Annotated in this window: 22 protein-coding genes; 9 read left to right on the top strand and 13 right to left on the bottom strand. The window is 72.4% G+C overall.

All coding sequences use genetic code 11. The features are described from left to right. Positions 1–21: 21 nt before the first annotated feature. A complete protein-coding gene (locus J8N05_RS25080) occupies positions 22–1458 on the bottom strand; it encodes a hypothetical protein (protein ID WP_247706471.1) in 1437 nt (478 codons plus the stop codon). Between the two features lie 113 nt (positions 1459–1571). Here J8N05_RS25080 and J8N05_RS25075 point away from each other — a divergent pair, with 113 nt between their 5' ends. Continuing rightward, positions 1572–2834 carry a molybdopterin-dependent oxidoreductase gene (locus tag J8N05_RS25075; RefSeq protein WP_210886236.1) on the top strand — a complete coding sequence of 421 codons (1263 nt, stop codon included), beginning with the start codon at positions 1572–1574 and terminating at the stop codon, positions 2832–2834. 292 nt (positions 2835–3126) lie between these two features. Here the strand turns inward: J8N05_RS25075 and J8N05_RS48200 are convergent, their stop codons facing one another. From J8N05_RS48200 to J8N05_RS25065, 3 genes are read right to left on the bottom strand one after another with little or no spacing between them, the layout of a single operon-like run. Further along, the gene (locus tag J8N05_RS48200; RefSeq protein WP_407699978.1) at positions 3127–3996 is read right to left on the bottom strand and encodes a class I SAM-dependent methyltransferase; all 870 of its coding nucleotides are present in this window, start codon (positions 3994–3996) and stop codon (positions 3127–3129) included. Positions 3997–4049: 53 nt separating this feature from the next. Beyond that, entirely contained in the window at positions 4050–4667 is a 618-nt protein-coding gene (locus J8N05_RS47550) for a TIGR04282 family arsenosugar biosynthesis glycosyltransferase (protein WP_247706469.1), read from the bottom strand. After that, a complete protein-coding gene (locus tag J8N05_RS25065) occupies positions 4664–5434 on the bottom strand; it encodes a glycosyltransferase family 2 protein (RefSeq protein WP_247706468.1) in 771 nt (256 codons plus the stop codon). Before J8N05_RS25065 ends, J8N05_RS47550 begins: the two co-directional genes overlap by 4 nt. Before the next feature lie 103 nt (positions 5435–5537). On the opposite strand from J8N05_RS25065, the gene J8N05_RS25060 reads away from it, so the two are divergent. Next, positions 5538–6401, top strand: a complete 864-nt coding sequence (locus J8N05_RS25060) for a response regulator transcription factor (protein ID WP_247706467.1) — start codon at positions 5538–5540, stop codon at positions 6399–6401. Next, positions 6394–7509, top strand: coding sequence for a sensor histidine kinase (locus J8N05_RS25055; RefSeq protein WP_210886235.1), 1116 nt, complete (start codon positions 6394–6396; stop codon positions 7507–7509). The genes J8N05_RS25060 and J8N05_RS25055 overlap by 8 nt, the downstream gene beginning before the upstream one ends. Before the next feature lie 47 nt (positions 7510–7556). Here the strand turns inward: J8N05_RS25055 and J8N05_RS25050 are convergent, their stop codons facing one another. Both J8N05_RS25050 and J8N05_RS25045 read right to left on the bottom strand, forming a co-directional pair. Then, complete coding sequence (locus J8N05_RS25050) at positions 7557–8567, bottom strand: NAD-dependent epimerase/dehydratase family protein (RefSeq protein WP_210886233.1); 1011 nt, start codon at positions 8565–8567, stop codon at positions 7557–7559. Positions 8568–8620: 53 nt separating this feature from the next. Then, positions 8621–9625 carry a helix-turn-helix transcriptional regulator gene (locus J8N05_RS25045; protein WP_210886231.1) on the bottom strand — a complete coding sequence of 335 codons (1005 nt, stop codon included), beginning with the start codon at positions 9623–9625 and terminating at the stop codon, positions 8621–8623. Between the two features lie 118 nt (positions 9626–9743). Between J8N05_RS25045 and J8N05_RS25040 the strand changes: the two genes are divergently transcribed. Both J8N05_RS25040 and J8N05_RS25035 read left to right on the top strand, forming a co-directional pair. After that, positions 9744–10331 carry a DinB family protein gene (locus J8N05_RS25040; protein ID WP_210890363.1) on the top strand — a complete coding sequence of 196 codons (588 nt, stop codon included), beginning with the start codon at positions 9744–9746 and terminating at the stop codon, positions 10329–10331. A 3-nt stretch (positions 10332–10334) separates the two neighbouring features. After that, positions 10335–11447 (top strand): winged helix DNA-binding domain-containing protein, encoded by a 1113-nt coding sequence (locus J8N05_RS25035; RefSeq protein WP_210886228.1) that lies wholly within the window; start codon positions 10335–10337, stop codon positions 11445–11447. Positions 11448–11565: 118 nt separating this feature from the next. Here the strand turns inward: J8N05_RS25035 and argG are convergent, their stop codons facing one another. After that, positions 11566–13020 carry an argininosuccinate synthase gene (argG, locus tag J8N05_RS25030; RefSeq protein ID WP_210886224.1) on the bottom strand — a complete coding sequence of 485 codons (1455 nt, stop codon included), beginning with the start codon at positions 13018–13020 and terminating at the stop codon, positions 11566–11568. A gap of 192 nt (positions 13021–13212) precedes the next feature. On the opposite strand from argG, the gene J8N05_RS25025 reads away from it, so the two are divergent. Further along, positions 13213–13821 carry a YciI family protein gene (locus J8N05_RS25025; protein WP_210886222.1) on the top strand — a complete coding sequence of 203 codons (609 nt, stop codon included), beginning with the start codon at positions 13213–13215 and terminating at the stop codon, positions 13819–13821. 30 nt (positions 13822–13851) lie between these two features. Here the strand turns inward: J8N05_RS25025 and J8N05_RS25020 are convergent, their stop codons facing one another. The 3 genes from J8N05_RS25020 to J8N05_RS25010 all read right to left on the bottom strand — a co-directional run bounded on the left by J8N05_RS25020 (position 13852) and on the right by J8N05_RS25010 (position 16363). Next, positions 13852–14193: an SCO4225 family membrane protein gene (locus J8N05_RS25020; protein WP_210886219.1), complete on the bottom strand. Its 342-nt coding sequence runs from the start codon at positions 14191–14193 to the stop codon at positions 13852–13854. A gap of 135 nt (positions 14194–14328) precedes the next feature. Continuing rightward, positions 14329–15411, bottom strand: a complete 1083-nt coding sequence (locus tag J8N05_RS25015) for a M23 family metallopeptidase (protein ID WP_210886217.1) — start codon at positions 15409–15411, stop codon at positions 14329–14331. Positions 15412–15706: 295 nt separating this feature from the next. Further along, on the bottom strand, positions 15707–16363 hold the full coding sequence (locus J8N05_RS25010) for a TetR/AcrR family transcriptional regulator (RefSeq protein WP_210886216.1): 657 nt from the start codon (positions 16361–16363) through the stop codon (positions 15707–15709). Positions 16364–16544: 181 nt separating this feature from the next. Here J8N05_RS25010 and J8N05_RS25005 point away from each other — a divergent pair, with 181 nt between their 5' ends. After that, entirely contained in the window at positions 16545–17576 is a 1032-nt protein-coding gene (locus J8N05_RS25005; RefSeq protein WP_210886215.1) for a medium chain dehydrogenase/reductase family protein, read from the top strand. 54 nt (positions 17577–17630) lie between these two features. On the opposite strand, the gene J8N05_RS25000 is transcribed toward J8N05_RS25005, so the two are convergent. From J8N05_RS25000 to J8N05_RS24990, 3 genes are all read right to left on the bottom strand, one after another. Continuing rightward, complete coding sequence (locus tag J8N05_RS25000; RefSeq protein WP_210886214.1) at positions 17631–18746, bottom strand: AI-2E family transporter; 1116 nt, start codon at positions 18744–18746, stop codon at positions 17631–17633. 95 nt (positions 18747–18841) lie between these two features. Next, on the bottom strand, positions 18842–22060 hold the full coding sequence (locus tag J8N05_RS24995) for an alpha-L-rhamnosidase (RefSeq protein ID WP_210886212.1): 3219 nt from the start codon (positions 22058–22060) through the stop codon (positions 18842–18844). Positions 22061–22390: 330 nt separating this feature from the next. Then, positions 22391–22909 carry an AAA family ATPase gene (locus J8N05_RS24990; protein ID WP_210886210.1) on the bottom strand — a complete coding sequence of 173 codons (519 nt, stop codon included), beginning with the start codon at positions 22907–22909 and terminating at the stop codon, positions 22391–22393. Positions 22910–23425: 516 nt separating this feature from the next. On the opposite strand from J8N05_RS24990, the gene J8N05_RS24985 reads away from it, so the two are divergent. Continuing rightward, positions 23426–23563, top strand: a complete 138-nt coding sequence (locus J8N05_RS24985) for a hypothetical protein (RefSeq protein WP_210886207.1) — start codon at positions 23426–23428, stop codon at positions 23561–23563. A gap of 95 nt (positions 23564–23658) precedes the next feature. Next, the gene (locus J8N05_RS24980; RefSeq protein WP_210886205.1) at positions 23659–23886 is read left to right on the top strand and encodes a hypothetical protein; all 228 of its coding nucleotides are present in this window, start codon (positions 23659–23661) and stop codon (positions 23884–23886) included. Positions 23887–24127 lie beyond the last annotated feature (241 nt).

Raw genomic sequence — 24127 nt, 5'->3', positions numbered from 1 at the left:
TCACGACGGGCCCGGGGACGGTCACCAACCGGTCAGCAGAAGGTGGTTGAGGAGCAGCGCGAGTACGGCCTGCGCGCCCAGCCACACCCGGGGGCGGCCGAGCAGCGCGCATGCCGGGAGCAGCCACATCGCGAAGGGCAGCCAGATGCGTTCGGTCTCGGCCTTGCTCATCCCGGACAGGTCGGCGACGAGCAGGGCGAGCAGCCCGCACAGGACGAGCAGGCCGAGCCGGGCCCGGGCACCCGCCTCCGGAGATTCGGAGCCGGGCACTCGGCGTACGACCCCCGGCCCTCGGATCCCGCGGTGGGGCAGCAGCCCGTGGCGTCCCCGGACCAGTGCGACGGCCGCCCGCCGCAGGCCCGCCGCCGTCGCGAGGCCCGTGATGAGGACCGTGCACGCGAGATTCGCCCACACCCAGTAGCCGTAGGGCCGGATACCTCCCGCACCGTCGTAGTAGCGCGCGACCAGCACGTGGTACCCCTCCCACCAGTCGAACCCGGCCAGGGTGAACGCCACGGGGACGACGGCGAGACCGGCGGCCAGGAAGGCGGCGCGCGAGACGAGGCAGGGGAGCACCCGGACACGGGCCCGCCCGAGGAACAGCACGCCCGCACCGATCACCGCCATGAGCGTGAGCCCGTACGAGAGGTAGCAGGTCAGGCCGAAGAGGAGGCCGGAGGTGAAGGCGGCGGCTCTGGTCCGGGGGCCCTTCGGTGAGGTGACGGCGAGCGCGAGCGCCGCGATCGACCAGGCGGCGACCGCGGCGAAGTACGCGTCGGCCGACGTGCCCATCCACACCGCCGCCGGTGCGAGCACCAGGAACGGCGCCGCGCGCCGCGCCGACTCCTCGTCGGCGACCCTGCGCACGGTCACCAGTACGGCGACACAGGCCGTGGCGCCGACCGTGATGCACCACGCCCCGGCCCAGCCGCCGCCGCTCAGCCCGATCCGGTCGAGGAGGACGAAGGTGAGGGAGGCGGCGGGCGGATGTCCGGCCACATGGGGCGGCCAGTGGTCCGGGGAGTCGAGCGGGATGTGGCGGGTGAAGTCGCGCAGCGTCGCCGGGATGTCGTGGAAGCGGTCGATGACCTGGAGGTACTCGTAACGGGTGGTGAGCCGGACGGCCACGCCCCGGTGCCATCCGTCGATCAGGGCCAGCGACCAGATCCAGGCCATGGCACCCGCCCAGGAGGCGCCCAGCAGCGCGCGCCAGGGCAGGCGCGCCGCGAGGACGGGGCCGTACGCCACGACCCCGAGCGCGACCGTCACGGCGGCCGGAGTGCCGGGGCCGACATGCGGTTCCCAACTCGCCCACAGTGGGGGCCAGTTAGCGAACAGGGTGTGGTCGGTCTCCTCGATGTGGCGGCCGATCAGCACGGCGGCGAGGACGAGGAGCAGGGCGGCCGACGCCGAGAGCAGGTCACGTGAGGTCAGGTCGCGCAGAGGGGAGCGGATCACATGGGAACGCTAGGGCGGCAGAAGGCGTCCCGGGCCTCCTGCCTTGCGGACGTCAGCGTTTCGTCATGGTTCGCGGGCCCTGCCGGGGGCCCTTTCCTGCCTACGGTCGGGCCATGCGCGACCACTCCCCAAGGCACTTCCCCACGCTTCCCACCTCACCCGGTTTCTGGCGCAGTCCGCTGCGCGGTCCCTGGTTCACCTCGGTACTCGGCCTCGTCCTGCTCGTCGGCATCACCGTGCTGTTCGTGACGGGCCTGCTGTCCTACGCCGCCTACAACCCCGGTCTGTCGCCGGTGAACGACAAGACCCCGGACAAGGGCATCCTCGGCTTCTACCTCTTCGCGTGGCCCACCGGTCCGCACTGGCTCTACCGGCTCACCCAAGGCGTGCACGTCACGCTCGGCGTCACCCTGATCCCCGTGCTGCTCGCCAAGTTGTGGTCGGTGGTGCCGAAGCTGTTCGCGCTGCCGCCGGCCCGTTCGTTCACGCACGCGCTGGAGCGGATCTCGTTGCTGCTGCTGGTCGGGGGCGCGCTGTTCGAGTTCGTGACCGGCGTGCTCAACGTCCAGCTCGACTACCTCTTCCCGGGATCCTTCTATCCGCTCCACTTCTACGGCGCCTGGGTGTTCTTCGCCGCGTTCGTCACCCACGCCGTACTGAAGACGCCGGCCGCCGTACGGAACGTACGCCGCATGCGGCAGGGCCAGGAGGCATCGGACGGAGGGGAGTTGGTCTCTCCCCGGCCCGATCCCGCGACCGTCTCCCGGCGCGGGGCGCTGTGGTTCGTCGGCGGCGGGTCCCTGCTGCTGTTCGGGACGACGGCGGGGCGGAGCTTCGACGGACCGCTGCGGCACACGGCCCTCCTCGCACCGCACGGCGGAGCCGATCCGGGCAGCGGCCCGAACGGCTTCCAGATCAACAAGACGGCCGCCTACGCGGGCATCGACACCGCGGAGACGAGCGACGACGCATGGCGACTCGTCGTCACGGGACGCACGGGCACGGTCCGGCTGAGCCGGGGTGATTTGCTCCAACTGCCGCAGCACAGTGCGGCGTTGCCCATCGCGTGTGTGGAAGGCTGGTCGACCTCGGACCAGTGGTGGCGCGGTGTGCGGCTGCGTGACCTCGCGGCGCTCGTCGGCCACGACCACGATCCGCCGGACGTCCTCGTCGAGTCCCTTCAGCGGCACGGTTCCTTCCGCCGCGCGGCCCTGCGCGCCAACCAGGTGGCGGACCCGAGCTCCCTGCTCGCCCTGCAGGTCAACGGCGAGGACCTGAGCCCGGACCACGGTTACCCGGCACGGATCGTCGTGCCCGCCGCGCCCGGTGTGCTGAACACGAAATGGGTGGCCCGTATGACGTTCGGAGACCTGTGATGAGGAAGCCGCCCGAGGGGACCGTGCAACTCCTGCTGCTCGCCTGCTCGTTCGCCCTCGCGGGCTATGCCGGTGTACGGCTGTTGGGCGACGACTGGCTCGGGGTGACCCTGTGGTTCGTGGGGGCGGCCCTGCTGCACGATCTGGTGCTGCTGCCGTTGTACGCGGTGGCGGACCGCGGGGTCGTCCGGGTGTTCGGCGCGATGGGCCACCGGGAGCGGGCGATGTACGTCCGTGTCCCGGCGGCCCTGTCCGCGCTGCTCCTGCTGGTCTGGTTCCCGCTGATCGGCGGTCAGGTGGACCGGCGGTACCGGATGGCGACGGGGCTGTCGGCGGACGGCTTCCTCGGCCGCTGGCTGCTGATCACGGCCGTCCTCTTCGCCGGGTCGGCGCTGCTCTTCCTGCTGCGCCTGAGGCTGCGGCTGCGCAGGGCGACGAAGGACCGTCCGCCGGTCGTCCACTGATCGACGGCGCTCCAGCCCGCGCGCGTCGCGTACCGGATCAGGGCGCGTGTCCCGATCCGGGCCCAGGGGAACGGCGTGCACGGTGTGCCGGGAGTGCCGGCAGAGCCGAGAGAGCCGGGTGTGCCGGGAGCGTCGGCGTCGCGCGCGTCCGTGATGTGGACACGGACGCGCTCGTCGACGTCCATCGGCACGGTCTCGGCGATCAGCAGCCCGGCCGGGATCAGCAGATCGGTCAGCCGGGCGAGGAGCGCGCGCGGATCGCCGCCGATGCCGATGTTGCCGTCGACGAGGAGTGCGGTGTCCCACCGGCCCTCGGCGGGGAGCGGCTCGAAGACCGAACGGCGCAGGGCGGGGCCGCCGAGCCGCGTGGTCCGGCCGACGGCCGCCGCGCTGACGTCGATACCGAGGACACGCCGTCCCTGCCCGGCGAGTTCCGCGACGAGTCGGCCCGGGCCGCAGCCGATGTCCAGCACGGAACCCTCGCACCGGCCGAGGATCTCCAGGTCGACCGCGTCGGCGCGGGCACACCAGCGTTCCACCTCCAACGGCAGCAGCCAGCCGTCGGCCCGCCGCAGGAAGAGCGGACCTCGGCCGGTGCGCAGCGCACGGGTGTACGGGTCGGCGCCGGCCCACGCGGGCTGGGCGGGCGGTGGGACCAGGGCCCCTACCGCGGAGTCGTGCGCCGGGAAGTCGTCCATCGGGAAGTGATCCATCGGGGGTTCGTCCACCGGGGATTCGTCCAGGGGTCGGTTCATCGTCCGGCGACCGCCGTGAGACCGGCGAGACGGGCGGCGAAGCGGCCCCGTGGCGCGAGCGCGGCGACCGCCTCGGCGTCGGCGGCCGTGTCGACGTCCCGCAGCGGCGGCAGGTCGCGTACGCGCAGCCCGGCGGCGACGAGCCGGCCCCGCTGCACGGCCCCGGTGGCGGGCGTCGACATCGGCACCCCGCGCAGCAGCCGCGGATCGGGTTCGGCCAGCCCCAGCGCCCAGAAACCGCCGTCCTCGGCCGGGCCGAAGACGGCGTCGCAGCGGGTGAGGTCCACGCTGAGCAGGGCCGGTGTCACCTGGGGCGTGTCCATTCCGATGAGCAGCGTCGGTCCGGCACAGTCGGCGAACGCCGCGGCCAGCCGCTCGTCGAGACCGCCTTCGCACTGCGGTACGACGTCGAAGCCGGGCGGCAGCCACGGGCCCGGCGCCCCTTCCAGGACGAGCACCCGGCGGGTGGCGGGCGTGGCGGCCACAGCGTACAGCGTGTCGGCGAGCGAGGCCTCCGCGAGGGCGGCGGCCTCCGCGGGGGTGAACGGCGGAGTGAGCCGGGTCTTGACCCGCCCCGGCCGCGGCTCCTTGGCGATGACGAGCAGTGTGGTCATCGGGGGGTGCCTCCTTGGGCGGCCGGGGCCGAGTCCTGGGTGTGGGCATCTACCGGCGCTGGGACTGCGGCCGGGGGAGAGGGCGCGGGTTCGGCCAGCACGCGGCTCATGTCCCGGACGGCCTGCCAGGTGCCGAGCCAGGTGCCGGTCACCTTGGAGGAGCCCGTACGGGGCAGATAGGGCACGTCGTGCTCGGCGATCCGCCAGCCTGCGTCGGTGGCGCGCACGACCATCTGGAGCGGATAGCCGCTGCGTCGGTCGGTGAGCGCGAGGGCCAGCAGGGGCTCGCGGCGGGCGGCGCGCAGGGGGCCGAGGTCGTGCAGCCGGAGCCCGGTGCGGCGGCGCAGCAGCCGGGCGAGCGCGAGGTTGCCGGCCCGGGCGTGGGCGGGCCAGGCGGACCGGCTGCGCGGACGGCGTCTGCCCAGCACCAAGTCGGCCTCACCTGAGCGGACTTCACGTACGAAGGGGATGAGGAGCGACGGGTCGAGCGAGGCGTCGCAGTCGCAGAAGCAGACGATGTCGGCGGTGGCGGCGGCGAGCCCCGCGTGGCAGGCGGCTCCGAAACCGCGGCGCGGCTCGTGGACCACGCGCGCGCCGAGAGCACGGGCGACGTCGGCCGAGCCGTCGGTGGAGCCGTTGTCCACGACGAGGGCCCGCCAGCCGGGCGGGATACGCGCGAGGACCCAGGGCAGGGCTTCGGCCTCGTCCAGGCACGGGAGGATCACGTCGACAGGAGGTGGGGCGGGAGGGGTTGTCACGCCTTTCACCCTACGAACGCGAAATGGGCATTTCGGGCATCGGGTCCTTACGAAACAGGGACGTCCGGGCCAGGGGGCGGCACGGCGGGCGGCGCGGTGCGAGGCTTGGCGCATGTACCAGCAGCACGAACCGACACCGGCTCCTCGCGCAGCCCCTCAGGGCGCCCGCATCCTGGTCGTCGACGACGACCCCACCGTGGCCGAGGTCGTCTCCGGATACCTCGACCGTGCCGGATACGGCGTCGACCGGGCCGGCGACGGCCCCGACGCGCTCGCGCGCGCCGCCGCGCACTGGCCCGACCTCGTGGTCCTGGACCTGATGCTGCCCGGCATGGACGGTCTGGAGGTGTGCCGGCGGCTGCGCGAGCGCGGACCGGTCCCCGTCATCATGCTCACCGCCCGTGGCGACGAGGACGACCGCATCATGGGCCTCGAAGTGGGCGCGGACGACTACGTCACCAAGCCGTTCAGTCCGCGCGAACTGGTGCTGCGGGTGGAGTCGGTGCTGCGCCGCACCCGGCCCGCCGTCGCCGCCCGGCCACTGAGCGCGGCCGGGCTGACCGTCGATCCCACCGCGCGCCGGGCCTCCAAGCAGGGCACGGAACTCGCCCTCACGCTCCGGGAGTTCGACCTGCTGTCCTTCCTCCTGCGCCACCCGGGCCGCGCGTTCGCCCGGGAGGATCTGATGCGCGAGGTGTGGGGGTGGGACTTCGGGGACCTGTCGACCGTGACCGTCCACGTCAGGCGGCTGCGCGGCAAGGTCGAGGACGATCCGGCGCGGCCCCGGCTGATCCAGACGGTCTGGGGCGTCGGCTACCGCTTCGACCCCACCGGCGACGCCTCCGACCCGACGGGCGACGCTCCCGACCTGACCGGCGATGCACCCGACCTGACCGGCGAGGCTCCGGACGCCCCCGCCGATGCCCCCGGTCCCAGCGCCGACGGCGGCCGCCAGGAAGAGGCCGGCCATGCGTGACATGCTGCTGATCGCCCTGTACGCCTTCGCGGGCGCCGCCGCCGCGGGGCTGGCCGGAGCGGCGGCGCTGCGCCTGATCCGGCGCCGCTCGCTCACCGTGTCCCTCGCCGTGGTGGCCGCCGTGGCCGTGACCGCGATGCTCGCCGGAACGCTGGCCGTGGCGCAGGCGATGTTCCTCTCCGCGCACGATCTGAGCGTGGTCACCACGGTCGTCGCGATGGCGGCCGTCGTCTCCATGGTCACCGCGCTGCTGCTCGGCCGCTGGGTCGTCGCCCGCAGCCGCGAACTCGCCTTCGCCGCCCGGTCCTTCGGCGACGGCGGCGACTTCACCGCCCCCGACGCCCCGGCCACCGCCGAACTCGCCGCGGTCAGCCGCGAACTGGCCGCCACCAGCGCCAGACTCGCCGAGTCCCGGATGCGCGAACGCGCCCTGGAGTCCTCCCGCCGCGAACTCGTCGCCTGGATCTCGCACGACCTGCGCACCCCGCTCGCCGGGCTGCGCGCGATGTCGGAGGCGCTGGAGGACGGCGTGGCCGCCGACCCCCAGCGCTATCTGCGCCAGATCCGTACCGAGGTCGACCACCTCAACGACATGGTCGGCGACCTCTTCGAACTCTCCCGCATACACGCCGGCACGCTCGCGCTGTCCCTGTCCCGCATGTCGCTGTACGACCTGGTCAGCGACGCCCTCGCCGGAGCGGACCCGCTCGCCCGCCGGCACGGGGTACGGCTGGTGGGCGACCTCGTCGAACCGGTGCCGGTCGAGGTGGACGGCAAGGAGATGAGCCGGGTCCTCGGCAACCTCCTGGTCAACGCGATCCGGCGCACCCCGGCCGACGGCACGGTCGCGGTGGCCGCCGCCCGCTCGGCCGACGGAGTCGTCCTGTCCGTCAGCGACGGCTGCGGAGGCATCCCCGAGCAGGACCTCCCGCGCGTCTTCGACACGGGCTGGCGGGGCTCCGACGCACGCACGCCCCCGGCCGGGGCCGGCCTCGGACTCGCCATCGTCCAGGGGATCGTCGAGGCCCATCAGGGCCGCGCCACCGTACGCAACATCTCCGGCGGCTGCCGCTTCGAGGTGACCCTGCCCGCGGCGGCCGGTACCTGAGAGCGGGCCCCGACACGCCCCGTTGAAAGGCCACTTGAGCATGGGGCTCACTCACCCCGCAGACGCGCCACCGCGAACTCCCGCATCCCTTCCAAGAATCCGACGCCGGGCTTCCACCCCAGCTCGGTCCGCAGCCGGGACGAGTCCGCGGTGATGTGCCGGACGTCCCCCAGCCGGAACTCCCCGGTCACCACGGGCTCGGGCCCGCCGTACGCGTCGGCCAGCGCCCGCGCCATCTCACCGACCGTGTGCGGCTCCCCGCTCCCCACGTTGTACGCCGTGAGCGCGCCGCCCGCCGTATCCGCCTCCAGCGCCGCCGCATTGGCCGCCGCCACGTCCCGTACATGCACGAAGTCCCGCCGCTGACCGCCGTCCTCGAAGACCCGGGGAGCCTCACCGCGGGCGAGCGCGGAACGGAAGAAGGACGCGACACCGGCGTACGGGGTGTCGCGCGGCATGCCGGGCCCGTAGACGTTGTGGTACCTCAGTGAGACCGCCGTACCGTCCGTCGACCGTGCCCACGCGGCGGCCAGGTGTTCCTGCGCGAGCTTGGTCGTCGCGTACACGTTGCGGGGGTCGGCCGGGGCGTCCTCGCCGACGAGACCGGGCAGCAGGTCCGCGTCGCAGGACGGGCACCGCGGCTCGAACCGGCCCGCCGCCAGATCGGCGGCCGACCGCGGCCCGGGGCGCACCCCGCCGTGCCGCGCACAGGAGTACCGGCCCTCCCCGTACACCACCATCGACCCGGCCAGCACGAGCCGCCGCACCCCGGCCCCGGCCATCGCCGCCAGGAGCACGGCGGTGCCGAGGTCGTTGTGGGAGACGTACTCGGCGGCGTCCGCGACCCCCTTGCCCAGGCCGACCATGGCCGCCTGGTGGCAGACCGCGTCGACCCCGGAGAGGGCCGCCGACACCGCGTCGCGATCGCGGACGTCACCGCCGCCCGCGCCTCGTGCGGCTCGTGCGTCGAACACCACGGGCTCGTGCCCGCCCGCCCGCAGCGCCTCGACGACATGGGACCCGATGAACCCGGCACCGCCGGTGACCAGTACACGCATGCGCCGAACCCTAGGTCCGTTCCCCGCGCCGGAGCAGGGGTACGCGCCCCATGTCACCGGTCCGTAAGAGGTCGCTCCCGGTCGGCCGCGGCGTCGGTGTAGCGGCGGGCCAACTGTGCGAACGCGTCCTTGAGTTCTGCCGGGCCCACGACCTCGATGTCGGTGTCGAAGCGGCCGATGGTGGCGGCCAGGCCGACCCAGGACCACGAGCCGAGAGTGACCCTGCACCGCTCCGGTCCGAGCGCCTCGACGACTCCGTCGTGCACGTGCTGGGCCACGGCGGAGGCGGGCTTGGCGAGGATCACCTCGCCGCGGCAGGGCCAGTCACCGGAGCCGTCGGAACCGCGGAACCTGGCGGCCACGAAGGCGGCCACGTCACCGCCGGGCAGCTCGCGCGGGACGAAGCGGGGGCCGGTGGGGACGCGCGGGGTCATCCGGTCGGCGCGGAAGGTCCGCCAGTCCTCGCGGTCCAGGTCCCAGGCGACGAGATACCAGCGTCCGCCCCAGGTGACCAGGTGATGGGGCTCGACCCTGCGCGGGGGTGCCGGGGACGCCGGAGCCGTCGCGGCCGCCGGGGTGTAGTCGAAGCGCAGTACCTCACAGGCGTGGACGGTGGCGCCGAGCGTCAGAAGCACACCGCTGTCGAGCTGCGGCGCCCGACGGGACGCGGGCCGCTCGACGGCGGTGACCTGCAGGGTGTCGATCCGGCGGCGCAGTCGGGCGGGCATGACCTGCCGCACGGTGGCCAGCGCGCGCACCGACGCCTCCCCGATCCCGGCACCGGAGACGGTCGCGATCTGGAGGGCGACGGCGAGGGCCACGGCCTGCTCGTCGTCGAACAGCAGCGGCGGCAGCTCCGTACCGGCGTCGAGGCGGTATCCGCCGTCCGGCCCCTTGAAGGCCACGATCGGGTAGCCGAGTTCGCGCAGGCGGTCGACATCGCGGCGCACGGTGCGCGGGCTGATGTCCAGCCGCTCGGCCAGCAGCCCTCCGGGCCAGTCCCGGCGCGCCTGGAGCAGCGAGAGCAGGGACAGCAGTCGCGCTGATGTTTTCGGCATGGCTCCATGGTGCACGCAGTAGCGGACACTCCCTGACCGCTTCCCCTGAGATTGTCTTCCTGTGCCCGACGGAGACAGCCGGAGCGCGAACCGCGACGAGAAGAAGGACCCGATCACCATGACCGATGTGACCGCCACGACCGCACCCCGGCCCGCCCTCGACCCCGAGCGGAGCGACCTGCTCGCCGAACTCGCGACCGTCCGGGCCGCGCTGACCGCCACGGCCCGCGATCTCAGTGACGAACAGGCCGGCCAGAGCCCGACGGTCAGCACGCTGTCCCTGGCCGGGCTGATCAAGCATGTGGCGGCCATCGAGGAGAGCTGGCTGCGCTTCGTGATCGAGGGCCCGTCGGCGATGAGCTTCGACCTGCCGGACGGTGTCACCTGGGCCGACTTCGCGGCCGGTACCGCACGCGAGTTCCCGCAGTGGGCGATCGACCACCAGAACAACTTCCGGATGCTGCCCGGCGAGACGCTGGCCGGGATCGTCGAACGGTACGAGCAGGTGGCCGCCAGGACCGAGGAGGTCGTCGCCGGACTGCCCGACCTGTCCGTGACGCACCCGCTGCCCGAGGCGCCCTGGAACGAGCCGGGGTCGACGCACAGCGCCCGCCGGGTGCTGATGCACGTCATCGCGGAGACCGCCCAGCACGCCGGCCACGCGGACATCCTGCGCGAGTCGCTCGACGGCCAGAAGTCGACCTGAGCGGTGGGCACCTCGACCGTTCTCGGCACCCGGGCGCTCAACCGCGCGACGCTGGCCCGGCAGCTGCTGCTCGACCGCGCCGGTCTGCCGGTCCTCGACACGGTCGCCCACCTCGGCGGTCTGCAGGCTCAGGAGCCGCAGGAGCCGTTCGTCGGGCTCTGGTCCAGGCTCGGCGCGTTCGACCCGTCGGCGCTCTCGGACCTGCTGACCGGGCGGGAGGTCGTGCGCACCCACCTCATGCGCCGGACCGTCCACCTCGTCACCGCCGACGACGCCCTGGCATGGCGGGGCCGCCACACGGCCATGCTGCGCCAGCGGGTGCTCGGGACCTACCGCCGTGAGCTCGCCGGGGTGGACCTCGACGAGCTCGCGGCGGCCGGCCGGGCCGTCATGGCCGACGGCGAGCCCCGCACGATGACGGAGCTGGCGCGGGCGGTCGGCGACCGCTGGCCGGACCCGGGGCCGAGGGCACTGGGTGAGATGCTGATCGCCGCCCTCGTCCCGATGGCGCAGCTCCCGCCGCGCGGGCTCTGGCGGACGAGAGCGGGGGTGCGCAACGCGACGCTCGCCTCCTGGCTGGGGCGCGAGGCCGACGCCCCGGACGGGGACGGCTCCGACCCGGTGGGCCAGGCGCTGGTCCGCCGCTATCTGGCCGCGTTCGGCCCCGCCGCCTCGGCCGATCTGCGCGCCTGGTGCGGCCTCGCGGGTCTGCCCGCCGCGATCGCGGCCGTACGCGGGGAGCTGGTCGCCTTCCGTGACGAACGGGGCCGGGAACTGCTGGACCTGCCCGACGCGCCCCGACCCGACCCGGACACACCGGCCCCGGTGCGGTTCCTGCCGGCGTTCGACAACGCGATCCTCGGCTACCACGACCGCGGCCGGATCATCGACGACGCACACCGCGGTCTGTCGGTCGCCGGTGAGCGCGTCGTACTGGTGGACGGCAGGGTCGCCGCGACCTGGACCGTCGGCAAGGACGCCACCGTGACGGTCACCCCGCTGCACGGCCTCTCCCGGACCGACCGCACCGCGGTGGCCGACGAGGGGGAGGCGCTGGCCGCGTTCCTGTCCGACGGCGACAGCCACGACATCCGCATCGCGGAGCCCGCCCACTGACCGGCCCATTGATCAGACCACCGATCCGGCCGCTGAACAGACCGAGGGGTGGGCCCGGCGCCAAGAGCGCCGGGCCCACCCCTTAGCCGTTCGTTCCGCCGCGGCGGAACACGGAACATCAGTCCGTGCCGAACTCCATCGCCGCGCGGTCCAGCAGCTCGTCGTCCTCGGAGACCTCGCCGCGGGAGGCGATGGCCTCGGCGCCGCCCTGCGGCATCTCCGGCATGCTGCCGATCAGCCCGGTCGAGGCCGCCTGGGCGGCACCGATGGAGGGGCTGCCGGTGCCGATCAGACCGAGCCCGGCGTACTGCTCCAGCTTGGCGCGCGAGTCCGCGATGTCGAGGTTGCGCATGGTGAGCTGGCCGATCCGGTCCACCGGGCCGAACGCCGAGTCCTCGGTGCGCTCCATGGACAGCTTGTCCGGGTGGTAGCTGAACGCCGGGCCGCGGGTGTCGAGGATCGAGTAGTCCTCGCCGCGCCGCAGCCGCAGGGTCACCTCGCCGGTGATGGCCGCGCCGACCCAGCGCTGCAGCGACTCCCGCACCATCAGGGCCTGCGGGTCCAGCCAGCGGCCCTCGTACATCAGCCGGCCGAGGCGCCGTCCCTCGTTGTAGTACTGGGCGATCGTGTCCTCGTTGTGGATCGCGTTGACCAGGCGCTCGTACGCGGCGTGCAGCAGGGCCATGCCCGGCGCCTCGTAGATACCGCGGCTCTTGGCCTCGATGATCCGGTTCTCGATCTGGTCGGACATGCCCATGCCGTGGCGGCCGCCGATGGCGTTGGCCTCCATCACCAGATCGACGGCGGAGGCGAACTCCTTGCCGTTGATCGTGACCGGGCGGCCCTGGTCGAAGCCGATCGTCACGTCCTCGGTGGCGATCTCGACCTCGGGGTCCCAGAACCGGACGCCCATGATCGGCTCCACGGTCTCGACGCCCGTGTCCAGGTGCTCCAGGGTCTTGGCCTCGTGGGTGGCGCCCCAGATGTTGGCGTCGGTGGAGTACGCCTTCTCCGTGCTGTCGCGGTACGGCAGGTCGTGCGCGACCAGCCACTCCGACATCTCCTTGCGGCCGCCGAGCTCGGTCACGAAGTCCGCGTCCAGCCAGGGCTTGTAGATCCGCAGATGCGGGTTGGCGAGCAGCCCGTACCGGTAGAACCGCTCGATGTCGTTGCCCTTGAAGGTCGAGCCGTCGCCCCAGATCTGGACGTCGTCCTCAAGCATCGCCCGGACCAGCAGGGTGCCGGTGACGGCACGGCCCAGCGGCGTGGTGTTGAAGTAGGCACGCCCGCCGGAGCGGATGTGGAACGCCCCGCAGGTGAGCGCGGCGAGTCCCTCCTCGACCAGCGCGGCACGGCAGTCGACGAGACGCGCGAGTTCGGCACCGTAGGCCTTGGCGCGGCCGGGCACCGAGGCGATGTCGGGTTCGTCGTACTGGCCGATGTCGGCGGTGTAGGTGCACGGAACGGCGCCCTTGTCGCGCATCCACGCGACCGCGACCGAGGTGTCGAGTCCGCCGGAGAAGGCGATACCGACGCGCTCGCCGGCGGGAAGGGAGGTAAGGACCTTAGACATAGGAAGATTATGCATCACTTCGCATGAACATGCAACGAGGGGTCGAACGGCGGGCACGGGCCCGTGGACACCCACCGCTGACGGCCGCCGACCGCGGTAATTCCGAGCCGCGCGGAACGGGCGTTGGTACGATCCGGTGCCGCCCGGCGCGGCCGAACGGGTGAACCTGTGGAGGGGGAGGTGCGGGGCGGGATGGAGTACTTCTTCTACTGCCGTGACCGGCCCGGATCCATGCCGCTGCGGTGGGAGCTGAACGAGGCGCACTGGGCGTTCATGGACCGGTACGCCGAGGAGATGATCGCGCGCGGTCCCACGCTCGGCCCCGACGGCGAGACGGCGACCGGCAGCCTGCACATCGTCGACCTCCCCGACGCGGCCGCCGCGCACGGGTTCGCGTTCGACGAACCCAACTACAAGGCCGGTGTCTACGAGGACGTCCTGATCCGCCGCTGGAAGAACACCCTCGGCCGCACGATGTGGCAGTACGGGACCGGGACGGCCGGATACCGGCGCTTCCTCGTCGTCGCGCACGCGGTGCCCGGCCGGACCGCGGCCCGCGACGCCCTGGAGGCGGAGCACCACCGTCATCTCGACCGCGAGCACCGTGAGCGCCTCATCGCGTACGGCCCGCTGCTCTCCCAGGACGGCACCGACTGGATGGGCACGGCCCTGCTGGTCGAACTGCCGGACCGGGACGCCGCCGAGGCCATGATGGCGGACGAACCGTACGCCCGCGGCGGGCTGTACCGGAGCGTCGAGATCCACGACTGGCGGTTCGGCGGGCGCCCGGCCGCCGAGTGAGGCGCCCCGGCGCCCGCCTCCCGGCCGGGTTCAGGGACGGCGCGGGCGGAAGCCGCCGCGCAGACGGGTGCGTACGGACTGCTGGAGCAGGCCGAGGGCGAACGACTGCAGCAGGCCGCACGCGACCATCCCGGCCGTGTTGAACGCGACCGACGCCCTGGTGTCGAGGACCGGGTCGAGCCAGATGTCCGCCACCGTCACCAGTCCGGAGGCGGGCGCGGTGAAGAGCGCGGGCCACACCCAGATCAGCCCGGGATCCTCGGCGAACCTCGTGACGGCCGAAGCGACCACGATCGACCCGCCCACGACGGTCAGGTAGACCGCCGACGCGGGATTGGCGAAGGTCAGACGGGTGACGGTACGCGTGTTCATGAGTCCTCCCCCAGGACGTGGAACGCGAATCCGTCCTCATGGTCCGGCGGAGGCACGGCTTCGTCCTGGGTACGCGTACTCAGGACGAAGGACAGCGGGGGAGCCGAGGAGGCACCCCCGCCGAACCGGGCCGGCTCAGGTGCTGGGCCTGAGCCACGGCAGGGGATCGGTGTAGAACCCGTCGAGAACCACCTCGAAGTGCAGATGGGGGCCGGTGGACAGACCGGTCGAGCCGACCAGCCCGACCGGCGTCCCGACCTCCACCGCCTGGCCGACGGACACCTGGAGGGCCAGCAGATGGCTGTACGTCGTCTCCAGCCGCTTGCCGTCGATGGTCCCGTGGTCGATCACCACGCGGTTGCCGTACGCCTTGGTCATCGCCGCGAACACGACCTGGCCCTTCGACGCGGCGGAGACCTGCGCCCCCTGGGGCGAGGCGAAGTCGACCCCCGTGTGCAGTTTCGTCACGCCGGTCAGCGGGTGTTCGCGCGATCCGAAGGGCGAGGTGACGGTGAGGTTGCCGACCGGCGCGGCCAGTACGGCGCCCGGCACCTGGTTCACGGCGCCGCCGGAACTCTCCCGGTCGACCGACTTGTAGCGCGAGGACAGCGACTTCACCTCGTCGATGTAGGCCTCCGCGTCGGCCGGCACGCGTCCCGCCTTCACCACGGCGTCCGTACCCGAGGCGTACGCGGCGAGGGTGAGGTTCACCAGGTCCCCGCTGACGGTTCCCTCGGTCCTGAGGTCGGTCACCTTCTCGGCGAGGGAGCAGTCCTGCCGGCCGAGCGCCATCATGGCGTCCGCCGGATCGCGGGGGGAGGAGCGGCCGTTGCCGTCGTCGTCCTTGCCCCACTTCTTCCACTGGGCGTCCGTGAACGCGGCGATGCCCTTCTCGCCCGACAGCTCTCCCGTGTCGTTGCTCCAGCCGGAGAGCCGGTCGATCTGGGCGGCGAGCACCGACGGCTTGACGACCGTGCAGTCCGCGACGGCCTTGCGGAGCCACGGGATGTACGAGGCGTCCACGTTGGTCTTGGCGGTCTGTTCGGGGCCGGGACCCTGGGGCCAGGCGTCGTCGAGACCGCCGTTGTAGGCCAGGAAGCCGGCCACCCCGATCAGGGCCACCAGTCCCGGCAGGACGAGCAGGGTGAACGGCCCGGGGCCGCGACGAGCACGCTTGGGTTTCTGTTTCCGTGGCTCCTCGACCGGCTCCGCGGCCACTTCTGCGACCGCTTCCCCGTCCGCTTCTCCGGCTTCTGCTCCGACTGCTGGTTCTGCCGCTTCCCCGACCGTGTCCTCGGCCTCGCTCCCGCCGGCCGGCGCCGTGCGGGTCCCGGCCGTCCCCGTTTCGTCCAACCGGCCGTCAATCACCGGCGAACTCCCCCTGCGCCGCGCCGAGTTCCGCGGCGATCGCTGTGGTCATGATGCTCACGCGCACGAGATTAACGTGCCGCCCCGTGGGTATCACGAGGCGCGGAGGCACACGCGCCTGCCCGAACGGGCAGACCTTCCGGGGTCAGCGCGCCGACACCTTGGTCAGCTCGTCGAGTTCGGCCGCGAAGAACAGCGCGGGGTCGAACTCCATGCCGGTGAAGTGGCCCGCGAGTTCCAGGGACAGCAGGCCGTGCAGCCGGGTCCAGAAGGTCAGCGCCCGGTGCAGGGCCGCGGGCTCGGCGGGGTGGTCGCCCGCCCATCGCCGGTGCTCTTCGAGGTGTGAACCGAAGGGCGTGGCCGGGGAGTCCGACGGCAGAGCGACGCAGGCGTCGAGCAGGGTCTCCATGATCTCGCGCACGATCCCGGTGACGTCGTCGGGCGCGTGGTAGCCGGGCACGGGCGTGCCGTAGACGAGGAAGTAGCGGTGCGGGTCCTGAAGGGCCCAGTCGCGCAGGGCGTGCGCCAGCGCGGACACGTCGGGGCCGGCGGCGGCGGTCGCACGGAAGGTGTCGGCGAGGCTGCGGTACGCGTCCCGGATCAGCTCGGTGATCAGTTCGTCGCGGTTGGCGAAGTACCGGTAGAGCGCGGGTCCGCTCATGCCCATCCGCTTGGCGATCGCGTTGAGGGAGAGCGCGGAGGCCCCCGCCGCGGCGAGCTGTTCCCAGGCGTGCGCCTTGACCTCCGCGCGCACCTGGGCGCGGTAGCGCTCGCGCGGGGTCCCGGTGCCCGTGTCCGTCATGGCCTACCGCCTTCCGTCTCTGTCTCCAGCTGTGTCTGCGCATCGTATTTAGTTAGAGGCTATCACCAACGTTATTGACTCTATCCATCTGTTTGCGTTACAACTTCTAACGAACGCGAGAATCACTCAACCGAGTGCAGCGCGGTGCGGTGCAGTCGAGTGCGATGCGATGGAGGTCGTCATGAACGCCGAAGGACTCGTCGAGGTCGTCCTGCCGGGCAAGGTGGCTCCGGAGGGACTTCAGATCAGGCGCGGAGCCGTCCCCGTCGCGGGTCCCGGCCAGGTCCTGATCCGGATGGAGGCGACCGGGGTCTCCTTCGCCGAACAGCAGATGCGCCGGGGCCGCTACTACGACCAGCCGCCGTTCCCCTTCGTGCCCGGCTACGACCTGGTCGGGACGGTGCTGGCCACGGGCGAGGGCGTCGAGCCGGGCCTGGCCGGCACCCGCGTGGCGGCCCTGCTGAAGGTCGGCGGCTGGTCCACCCACGTCCTCGTCGACGCGGCCGACGTGATGGAGGTGCCCGACGGGATCGGCGCGGCGCAGGCGGAGACCCTGGTGGTCAACGGCATCACCGCCTGGCAGATGCTCCACCGCAAGGCACGCGTCCGCGCGGGCCGGACCATCCTGGTGCACGGGGCCAACGGCGGCGTCGGCTCGGTCCTCGTCCAGCTCGCCCGGGCCGCGGGCGTGAAGGTGATCGGCACGGCGTCCGCGCGCCACCACGAGGCGCTCCTCGCCCAGGGCGTCGTCCCCGTCGACTACCGCACGGAGGATGTCGCCGCGCGTGTCAGGCAACTCGCCCCCGGCGGGGTGGACGCCGTCTTCGACCACATCGGCGGACGGGGCGTCGTCGACTCCTGGCGCCTCCTCGCACCCGGCGGGACGCTCGTCGCCTACGGCAGCGCCTCCACCCGGGACGACGAGGGCTCCAAGCAGTGGCCGGTGTTCAAGCTGCTCGGCCGGGTGTGGCTGTGGAACACCCTGCCCAACCGCCGCCGCGCCTACTTCTTCAATGTCTGGGCCGGTCGGGCCCTGGCCAGGAACCGGTTCCGTGCCCGGCTGCGCGCAGACCTCGCCCAGGTCTTCGCTGCGTACCGGCGCGGGGAGGTCACGGCCCGGATCGCCGCCCAACTCCCGCTCGTCCAGGCCGCCGAGGCCCTGCGCCTGGCCGAATCCGGCACCGTCGCCGGCAAGGTCGTACTGAACCCGTAGGCGGCCCGGCCCAGGCCCGCGGCAGGGACCGGCCGGGCCGTGGGTCCGGGCCCCTCAGGAGGGGACGGCGCCGTCGGTCTGCGGTTCCTGGGTGTCCGGTTCCTCCGGTGGCTCGCTGAGCTGCTCGCGCAGGTAGTTCCAGAACACGGCGATCATCGCGGCGACCGGGACGGCGAGCAGGCTGCCCACCACGCCCGCCAGACTGCCGCCGAGCGTCACCGCCAGCAGGATCACCGCCGCGTGCAGTCCGAGCCCACGGCTCTGGATCATGGGCTGGAAGACGTTCCCCTCCAACTGCTGCACGGCGAGGATGATCGCCAGCACGATCAGCGCGTCCGTCAGCCCGTTCGAGACCAGGGCGATGAGCACCGCGACGAAGCCGGCGAACAGGGCGCCCACGATCGGCACGAACGCCGAGACGAAGGTCAGCACCGCCAGCGGGAGCACCAGCGGCACGCCCACGACCCACAGGCCGATCCCGATGAAGACCGCGTCGAGCAGACCGACCGCCGCCTGTGACCGTACGAACGATCCCAGGGTGTCCCAGGTGCGCGAGGCCACGGTCGGGACGTCGACGGCGAGCCGGCCGGGCAGCTGACGGGCGAGCCATGGCAGGAACCGCGGGCCGTCCTTGAGGAAGAAGAACATCAGGAACAGCGCCAGGACGGCGGTGACCAGACCGTCGACCACGGCGCTCACGCCCGAGACGACCGTGCCGACCACACTCCCGGCGCTCTTCTGGAAACGCTCGACCGCACTGTCCACGGCACCCGAGATCTGGGCGTCCTCGACGTTCAGCGGCGGTCCGGCGGCCCAGTCACGGACCTTGTGCACGCCGTCCACGATCCTGTCGGTCAACTCCCCGGACTGGGAGGCCACCGGAACCGCGATCAGCGCGACCACCGCGGCGGCTAGCACCAGGAACAGCACGGTCACCAAGGAGGCCGCCAGGGCGGGGGGCCACCCGCGCCGGCGCAGGAAGCGGGCCACGGGCCAGGTCAGTGTGGTCAGCAGAAGACCCACTATGAGTGGCCAGACCACGGACCACATCTGGCCGAGAAGCCAGAGAGCCACCGCGGTCATCACCAGAACCAGCAGCAGCTCGACGGAAATACGCGCCGATGCGCGCAGCGCGGCGCGGGATCTGGCGTAACTCAACGAGGCAGACATGCGAGCACCTTATGGGCAGGCCACCGCGCTTCCGCGGAGCCCCGCCAACGCGGCGGCGTCCACGGTGTGTTGGACGCCGCCGCGTGACGGCCGGGCTACGCGCTGAAGCGGTGGGTGCCGGAACCGACCCGGTACACCGCGCAGCCGTCCTCACTGCGCAGGAAGGCCGCGGTGGTGTGGGTGACCTCGTCCGGAGCGTCCGCGGGGATCCACACCTCGGCGGTGGTGTTGGGCGGCACGGAGCACGTCAGGACGAACGTGCCGGACCGCAGCCGCCACTGGGTGGAGACGGGACCGCGGACCGAGGCGAACGTGGCGCGGGCTGAGGTGACGCCCCCGCCCGGCCGCGGCCGGACGACGACCTCGCGGTAGCCGGGCCGGCCCGCCGCGATACCGGCGATGTTCGTGTACATCCACTCGCCCACCGACCCGTAGGCGTAGTGGTTGAAGGAGTTCATGCCCGGGTCCTCGAAGCTGCCGTCGGGCCGGATGGAGTCCCAGTGCTCCCACATCGTGGTGGAGCCCTTGTCGATCTGATAGCCCCAGCTGGGATAGGAACGCTGCGCGAGCAGCCGGTGGGCCACATCGGTGTGCCCGGTCTCGGTGAGCACGGGCAGCAGCCGGGGCGTACCGAGGAAGCCCGTCGACAGATGCCAGTCCCTCGCCTCGATCAGCGCGACGAGCCGGTCGGCCGCCGCCGTCCGCAGCCCGTCCGGCAGCAGGTCCATCGACAGGGCCAGCACGTACGCCGTCTGCGTGTCGCCCTTCAGCCGGCCCTCGGCGGTGACGTAGGCCTTCTGGAACGCCGCGCGTACGCGCCCGAAGAGATCGGTGTAGGGGGCGGGGTCCTTGCCGAGTTCCTTCGCGATACGGGCCGCGAGGTCGGCGCTGTGGGCGAAGTAGGCGGTGGCGATGACGTCCTTGGGCGTCTCGTCCTCGACGTTCAGCCAGTCGCCGTAGCCGGCGGCCGGCCGCAGCAGCCCGCTGCTGTTCTTCTCCAGGTACTTCAGCCAGGCCTGTACGGAGGACCACGCGTCCTCCAGGACCTGCCGGTCGCCGTACGCCTGGTACAGCGACCAGGGGACCGTGACACCCGCGTCGCCCCAGCCCGCCACACCGTTGCCGACCGTGCCCACCATGGGTGCCACGTCGGTGAATGCGCCCTCCGCGGTCTGCCCGTCGCGCAGGTCCACGAGCCACTTGGTCAGGAACCGCGCGGACTCCATCGTGTAGGCGGCCGTCGGCGCGAAGACGTTGATGTCACCCGTCCAGCCCAGGCGTTCGTCACGCGCGGGTGTGTCCGTCGGGACGGAGAGGAAGTTGCCGCGCTGCCCCCAGGTGATGTTGCTGTGCAGGGTGTTGAGCATCGGGACGTCGGTCTCGAAGTCGAACGTGAAGGGCGCCGACGTGTGCATCACCCGGCCGGTGAGGTCTCCCGCCGCCGGAGTGCCCGGATACCCGGTCACCTCGACATAGCGGAACCCGTGGAAGGTGAACCGAGGCTCGTACGTCTCCCGCCCACCGCCCTTGAGCGTGTACGTGTCGGTCGCCGCGGCGGTCCGCAGGTTCGCCGTGTACAGGGTGCCGTCCGGGTTGAGCACCTCGGCATGCCGCAGGCGCACGGTCGTGCCGGCCGCGCCCGACACCCGCAGCCGTACCGAACCGACCATGTTCTGGCCCAGGTCGAAGACGAACACACCCGGCTTGGGCTGGGTCACCTTCCGGACCGCGAGTTCCTTGGCGACCCGGACCGCGCCGTCCACCTGGGCCTCGATCCGGGGCGGAGCGGCGTCGGCGGCGGTGCGCACCGCGTCGAGCCAGGCCCCGTCGTCGAAGCCGGGCGAGGTCCAGCCGGCGGTCTCCTTGCGCGCGTCGTACGTCTCGCCGCTCAGCAGGTCGGCGGCGACGATCGGCCCGGACGCGGCCCGCCAAGTGCTGTCCGAGATGACGCTCTCACGTGTCCCGTCCGTGTACTCGACCTCCAACTGGGCCAGCAGCGCCGGGCGTTCGCCGTACTGGTGCGGCCCGAACATGCCGACGTTGCCCGCGTACCAGCCCGGTCCCACATAAGCGCCGATGGCGTTGGCGCCGGACCGCACGAGCGAGGTGACGTCGTAGGTCTGGTAGTGGACGCGTTCGCGGTAGTCGGTCCAGCCGGGCGCGAGCTGGTCGCGGCCCACACGGCGGCCGTTGAGATGGGCCTCGTAGACGCCGAGGGCCGTCGCGTACAGCCGGGCGCGTGCCACCTTCTTGCGCGGGAGCGTGAACTCGTGCCGCAGCTGGTTGGCCGCGTACGACGCGGGGACGACCTTCCCCCACGGCCCGCCTCCCCAGGCCGCGGCCTCCTTCGCCGCAGGCCAGGCGCTGTCGTCGAAGTCGGTGTCGCGCCAGCCGGCGGCGGGCTCCTTGTCGGTCGATCTCCAGGAGTCGTCGGTGACGATCCGCTGCTCACCGGACGCCGTGTGGAGGGTCAGGGTCGCGACCAGCCCCGCGGGCCCCTCGGACGCGTTGGTCGCCGACACCGCGAGGACGTTCTTCCCCGTACGCAGCTGGGCCAGGACCTCGACCACGGCGGGGCGGCGCCAGCCGTCGTGGTCCGTCTCCAGATCGGTGCGGGCCACCTCGGTGCCGTTGACGGAGACGGTGTACACGTTGTCCGCGCTGATGGCCAGCGTCGCCGCCGTGACCGTGTCGGGGAGATCGAGGGTGCGGCGGAACCAACGGGTGACCGCCGGGGCGCTGTTGGCGGGATCGCCTTCGGGGAACCAGATCCAGGAGCTGCCTTCGAGCGTCGGCGCGTCGGTGAGGACCGGGGGAGCGGAGACCCATTTCGCGGTCCACTGCGCGGCGTCGAGAAGGCCGGTCTCCCACCACGAGGGCTCGCTCCAGTCGGAGGCGCCGCCGTTCGCGTCCCACACGCGTACGGACCAGAAGTAGCGGGTGCGCGGCTTGAGTCGCGGGCCCGCGTACGGGACGAGGACGGACTCCTCGGACACGACCTTTCCGCTGTCCCAGACATCCGGCTCCGGCAGCCGTGAGGCGCTGGAGGCCACGCGTATCCGGTAGGCGCTCTGGCGCGCGCCCGGCTCGTCCGAGGCCATCGGCCAGCTCAGCCGGGGGTGTTGTGCGTCGATACCGAGGGGGTGTCGCACGTACTCGACGGTCGGCGCGGTGACGCGCAGGGCGCTGCGACGGGCGCCTGCCCCGGCCGGTGCGGACGCGGTGGCGGCCAGGGCGGATCCGGCGCCGGCGGCGGTCGCCGTGACGGCCATCGCCGCCGCCGTACCCGCCAGAATGTTCCTCCTGCTGATCACTGCGGCTCCTCAGGTAGGAAGGATGAATCGATTCACTGCGGGTGAACGTAGGGGCGCACGGGGCGAGGGTCAATGAGCGTGCAACACATTCTTGACGGGGCGTCGGATGCGGTCGCCGCTCCGGAGGGGCCTGATGCTTTCGATGCACCGACGATTGAACGGTTTCAATTCACCGGTGTTGTTTCGATGCTGTCGCGGTGGTTGCGCTCGGCCGTGCGGAGGTGGTTCTGTGAGCGGTCGGTGAGCCGGAAGGCGCCCCGGGCGGGGTGCGTCTCGCCATCCCCCGCCTCGCCCCGCTCTGCCCCGCCGCGTCGGGCCGCTCCGGTCGGATCACACGGACGCCAGCCACGCCGCGGTGTCGCGGGGGCGGGAGAACCGTCGCGTGTCGAGAGGGGCGAAACGGGGATCGCGCGTCCGGCGTTCGATCTCCTGGCGTCGGCCCGCGTGTTGGGACCAGGCCCACCAGGCCGGGTGCTCCTTGCTCAGCCAGCCCGCCCAGGTCTCCCTGTTGCCGCCGAAGAGACTCTCACGGGTGACGGTGCGCCTGACGGAGCGGCGAAGGACCCGGGGCATGACCACGCGCTTCCCGTAGTCGAGCCACAGGACGGTGTCCGCCCGGTCCCAGAGCAGATCCCGGACCTCCGGATAGCCGAGCGAGTCGACGATCCAGCGGGGTTCGGACGTGAGCCGTGCGACCTCCTCGGTCAAGGTGTCGTTGGCGGCCCAGCCGGGGCCCGTGAAATACAGCGCGTCCATCTCGTAATAGGGCAGGTCCAAGCGCTCGCCCACCGCCCGGGCGAGCGTGGACTTGCCCGCACCCGTGACACCCACCACCAAGATCCGTTCCACGGGCGCAGCCTATAGCGGTGCCGGTTCGGCCGGATCGGGGGCCTTCGGACCGGATTGCGCGGCGGACGGAGCGGCGCGCGACCCGGTGCGAAATGACCGGGTTCCCGGCCGGTCCGGCGGCCACCCGCGGTGGATCACCACTCGCTCCGGCCGGTCGGACCCGCCGGCGCCGGTCGACCGGAAAAGCGGCCTTGACCTGCTGAAATACGGCTCTGAAGGCAGCTCCTGCGGGTGGTCCGCAGGAGCCTTGGGCGAAGCGCGGTCCGCGCCGCGAGCGGTCCCCCCGAGAGGCGGATCATGCATCCACGTCAGTTCGCGCACCGCGCCCTTTCGTTCTCCGGGCGCCGATAGGATCTAATGGGCAGTAGCGCGCGAGGTAGGACAGGTGCCGATGCTCATCGGTCGACAGCTCCGCCTCTGATCCGCGCGACTCCCGACTCCGGATGGTTTTGGATGCCTGCCTCTTCGCATCGCGACCCTGCACGTCCCGTTCAGGACGCGCCGGCCTCGTCCGCCGTGCCTCAGCACCACGGTCTGTTCCTCCAGCCGCAGTACACCATCGAGCTGCCGCCGCTGGACGAGGACGAGGACACCTTCTCGCCGCCTTCGCCCCCGCCGGCCCAGCGGCGACGGGGGGCACCCCGGGCCCGCTGACCGTTCCCGCCGCCCGTCCTGCCTTGCTGTGACCAGCGACGAGGGCACCCGGACCGGGCGGCGTCGACCTGAGGGGGAGAGACACCCTGGATCCCGTGGAACGCGCACTGATCGTCGTGCACCGGCTCGCCGCGAGCGGCGGGCGACGCGTGAGCGTGCACCGGGGCGGCCGGGCCGAGATCCTGGGGCTTGCCCACTCCGACCACGATCTGATCGCGTTCCTTGAGGCCGCCGGGCTGTCTTCACCGGCCGAGCTGCTGGACAACCCCGGCTGGGTGGAATGGCGGGGCGGGCGACCGCATGAGTGGGGCTCCGCGCCGTAGGCGCGGCTGCCCACGACGTCGGCTCGTCTCCGAACGACCCGCACGACTCGGTACGGGTCCATACGTGCGCCGTTCCCCGCGCCCCTTAGGGGGTGGGGGGACTGCTTGTTCGTCGGCTGCCGGCCGGTTGTGGCTGGGCGCGCAGTTCCCCGCGCCCCTAGGGGGTGTGGGTGGGGGCCGTTGAGTCCGTACGGGCTCGTGGGGGCGCTGCCTTCAGGGGCGGAACCCGCGAGTCAATGCG

Origin of the sequence: Streptomyces liliiviolaceus (assembly GCF_018070025.1) — a bacterium.
Lineage (GTDB): Bacteria > Actinomycetota > Actinomycetes > Streptomycetales > Streptomycetaceae > Streptomyces > Streptomyces liliiviolaceus.
This window is presented reverse-complemented; position numbering and strand designations above follow the sequence as displayed.

Coding starts and splice junctions, on each gene's coding strand:
- J8N05_RS25075 (WP_210886236.1), top strand. CDS start 1,572: ATGCGCGACCACTCCCCAAGGCACTTCCCCACGCTTCCCACCTCACCC.
- J8N05_RS48200 (WP_407699978.1), bottom strand. CDS start 3,996: ATGGACGACTTCCCGGCGCACGACTCCGCGGTAGGGGCCCTGGTCCCA.
- J8N05_RS47550 (WP_247706469.1), bottom strand. CDS start 4,667: ATGACCACACTGCTCGTCATCGCCAAGGAGCCGCGGCCGGGGCGGGTC.
- J8N05_RS25060 (WP_247706467.1), top strand. CDS start 5,538: ATGTACCAGCAGCACGAACCGACACCGGCTCCTCGCGCAGCCCCTCAG.
- J8N05_RS25055 (WP_210886235.1), top strand. CDS start 6,394: ATGCGTGACATGCTGCTGATCGCCCTGTACGCCTTCGCGGGCGCCGCC.
- J8N05_RS25050 (WP_210886233.1), bottom strand. CDS start 8,567: ATGCGTGTACTGGTCACCGGCGGTGCCGGGTTCATCGGGTCCCATGTC.
- J8N05_RS25045 (WP_210886231.1), bottom strand. CDS start 9,625: ATGCCGAAAACATCAGCGCGACTGCTGTCCCTGCTCTCGCTGCTCCAG.
- J8N05_RS25040 (WP_210890363.1), top strand. CDS start 9,744: ATGACCGATGTGACCGCCACGACCGCACCCCGGCCCGCCCTCGACCCC.
- argG (WP_210886224.1), bottom strand. CDS start 13,020: ATGTCTAAGGTCCTTACCTCCCTTCCCGCCGGCGAGCGCGTCGGTATC.
- J8N05_RS25025 (WP_210886222.1), top strand. CDS start 13,213: ATGGAGTACTTCTTCTACTGCCGTGACCGGCCCGGATCCATGCCGCTG.
- J8N05_RS25020 (WP_210886219.1), bottom strand. CDS start 14,193: ATGAACACGCGTACCGTCACCCGTCTGACCTTCGCCAATCCCGCGTCG.
- J8N05_RS25010 (WP_210886216.1), bottom strand. CDS start 16,363: ATGACGGACACGGGCACCGGGACCCCGCGCGAGCGCTACCGCGCCCAG.
- J8N05_RS25005 (WP_210886215.1), top strand. CDS start 16,545: ATGAACGCCGAAGGACTCGTCGAGGTCGTCCTGCCGGGCAAGGTGGCT.
- J8N05_RS25000 (WP_210886214.1), bottom strand. CDS start 18,746: ATGTCTGCCTCGTTGAGTTACGCCAGATCCCGCGCCGCGCTGCGCGCA.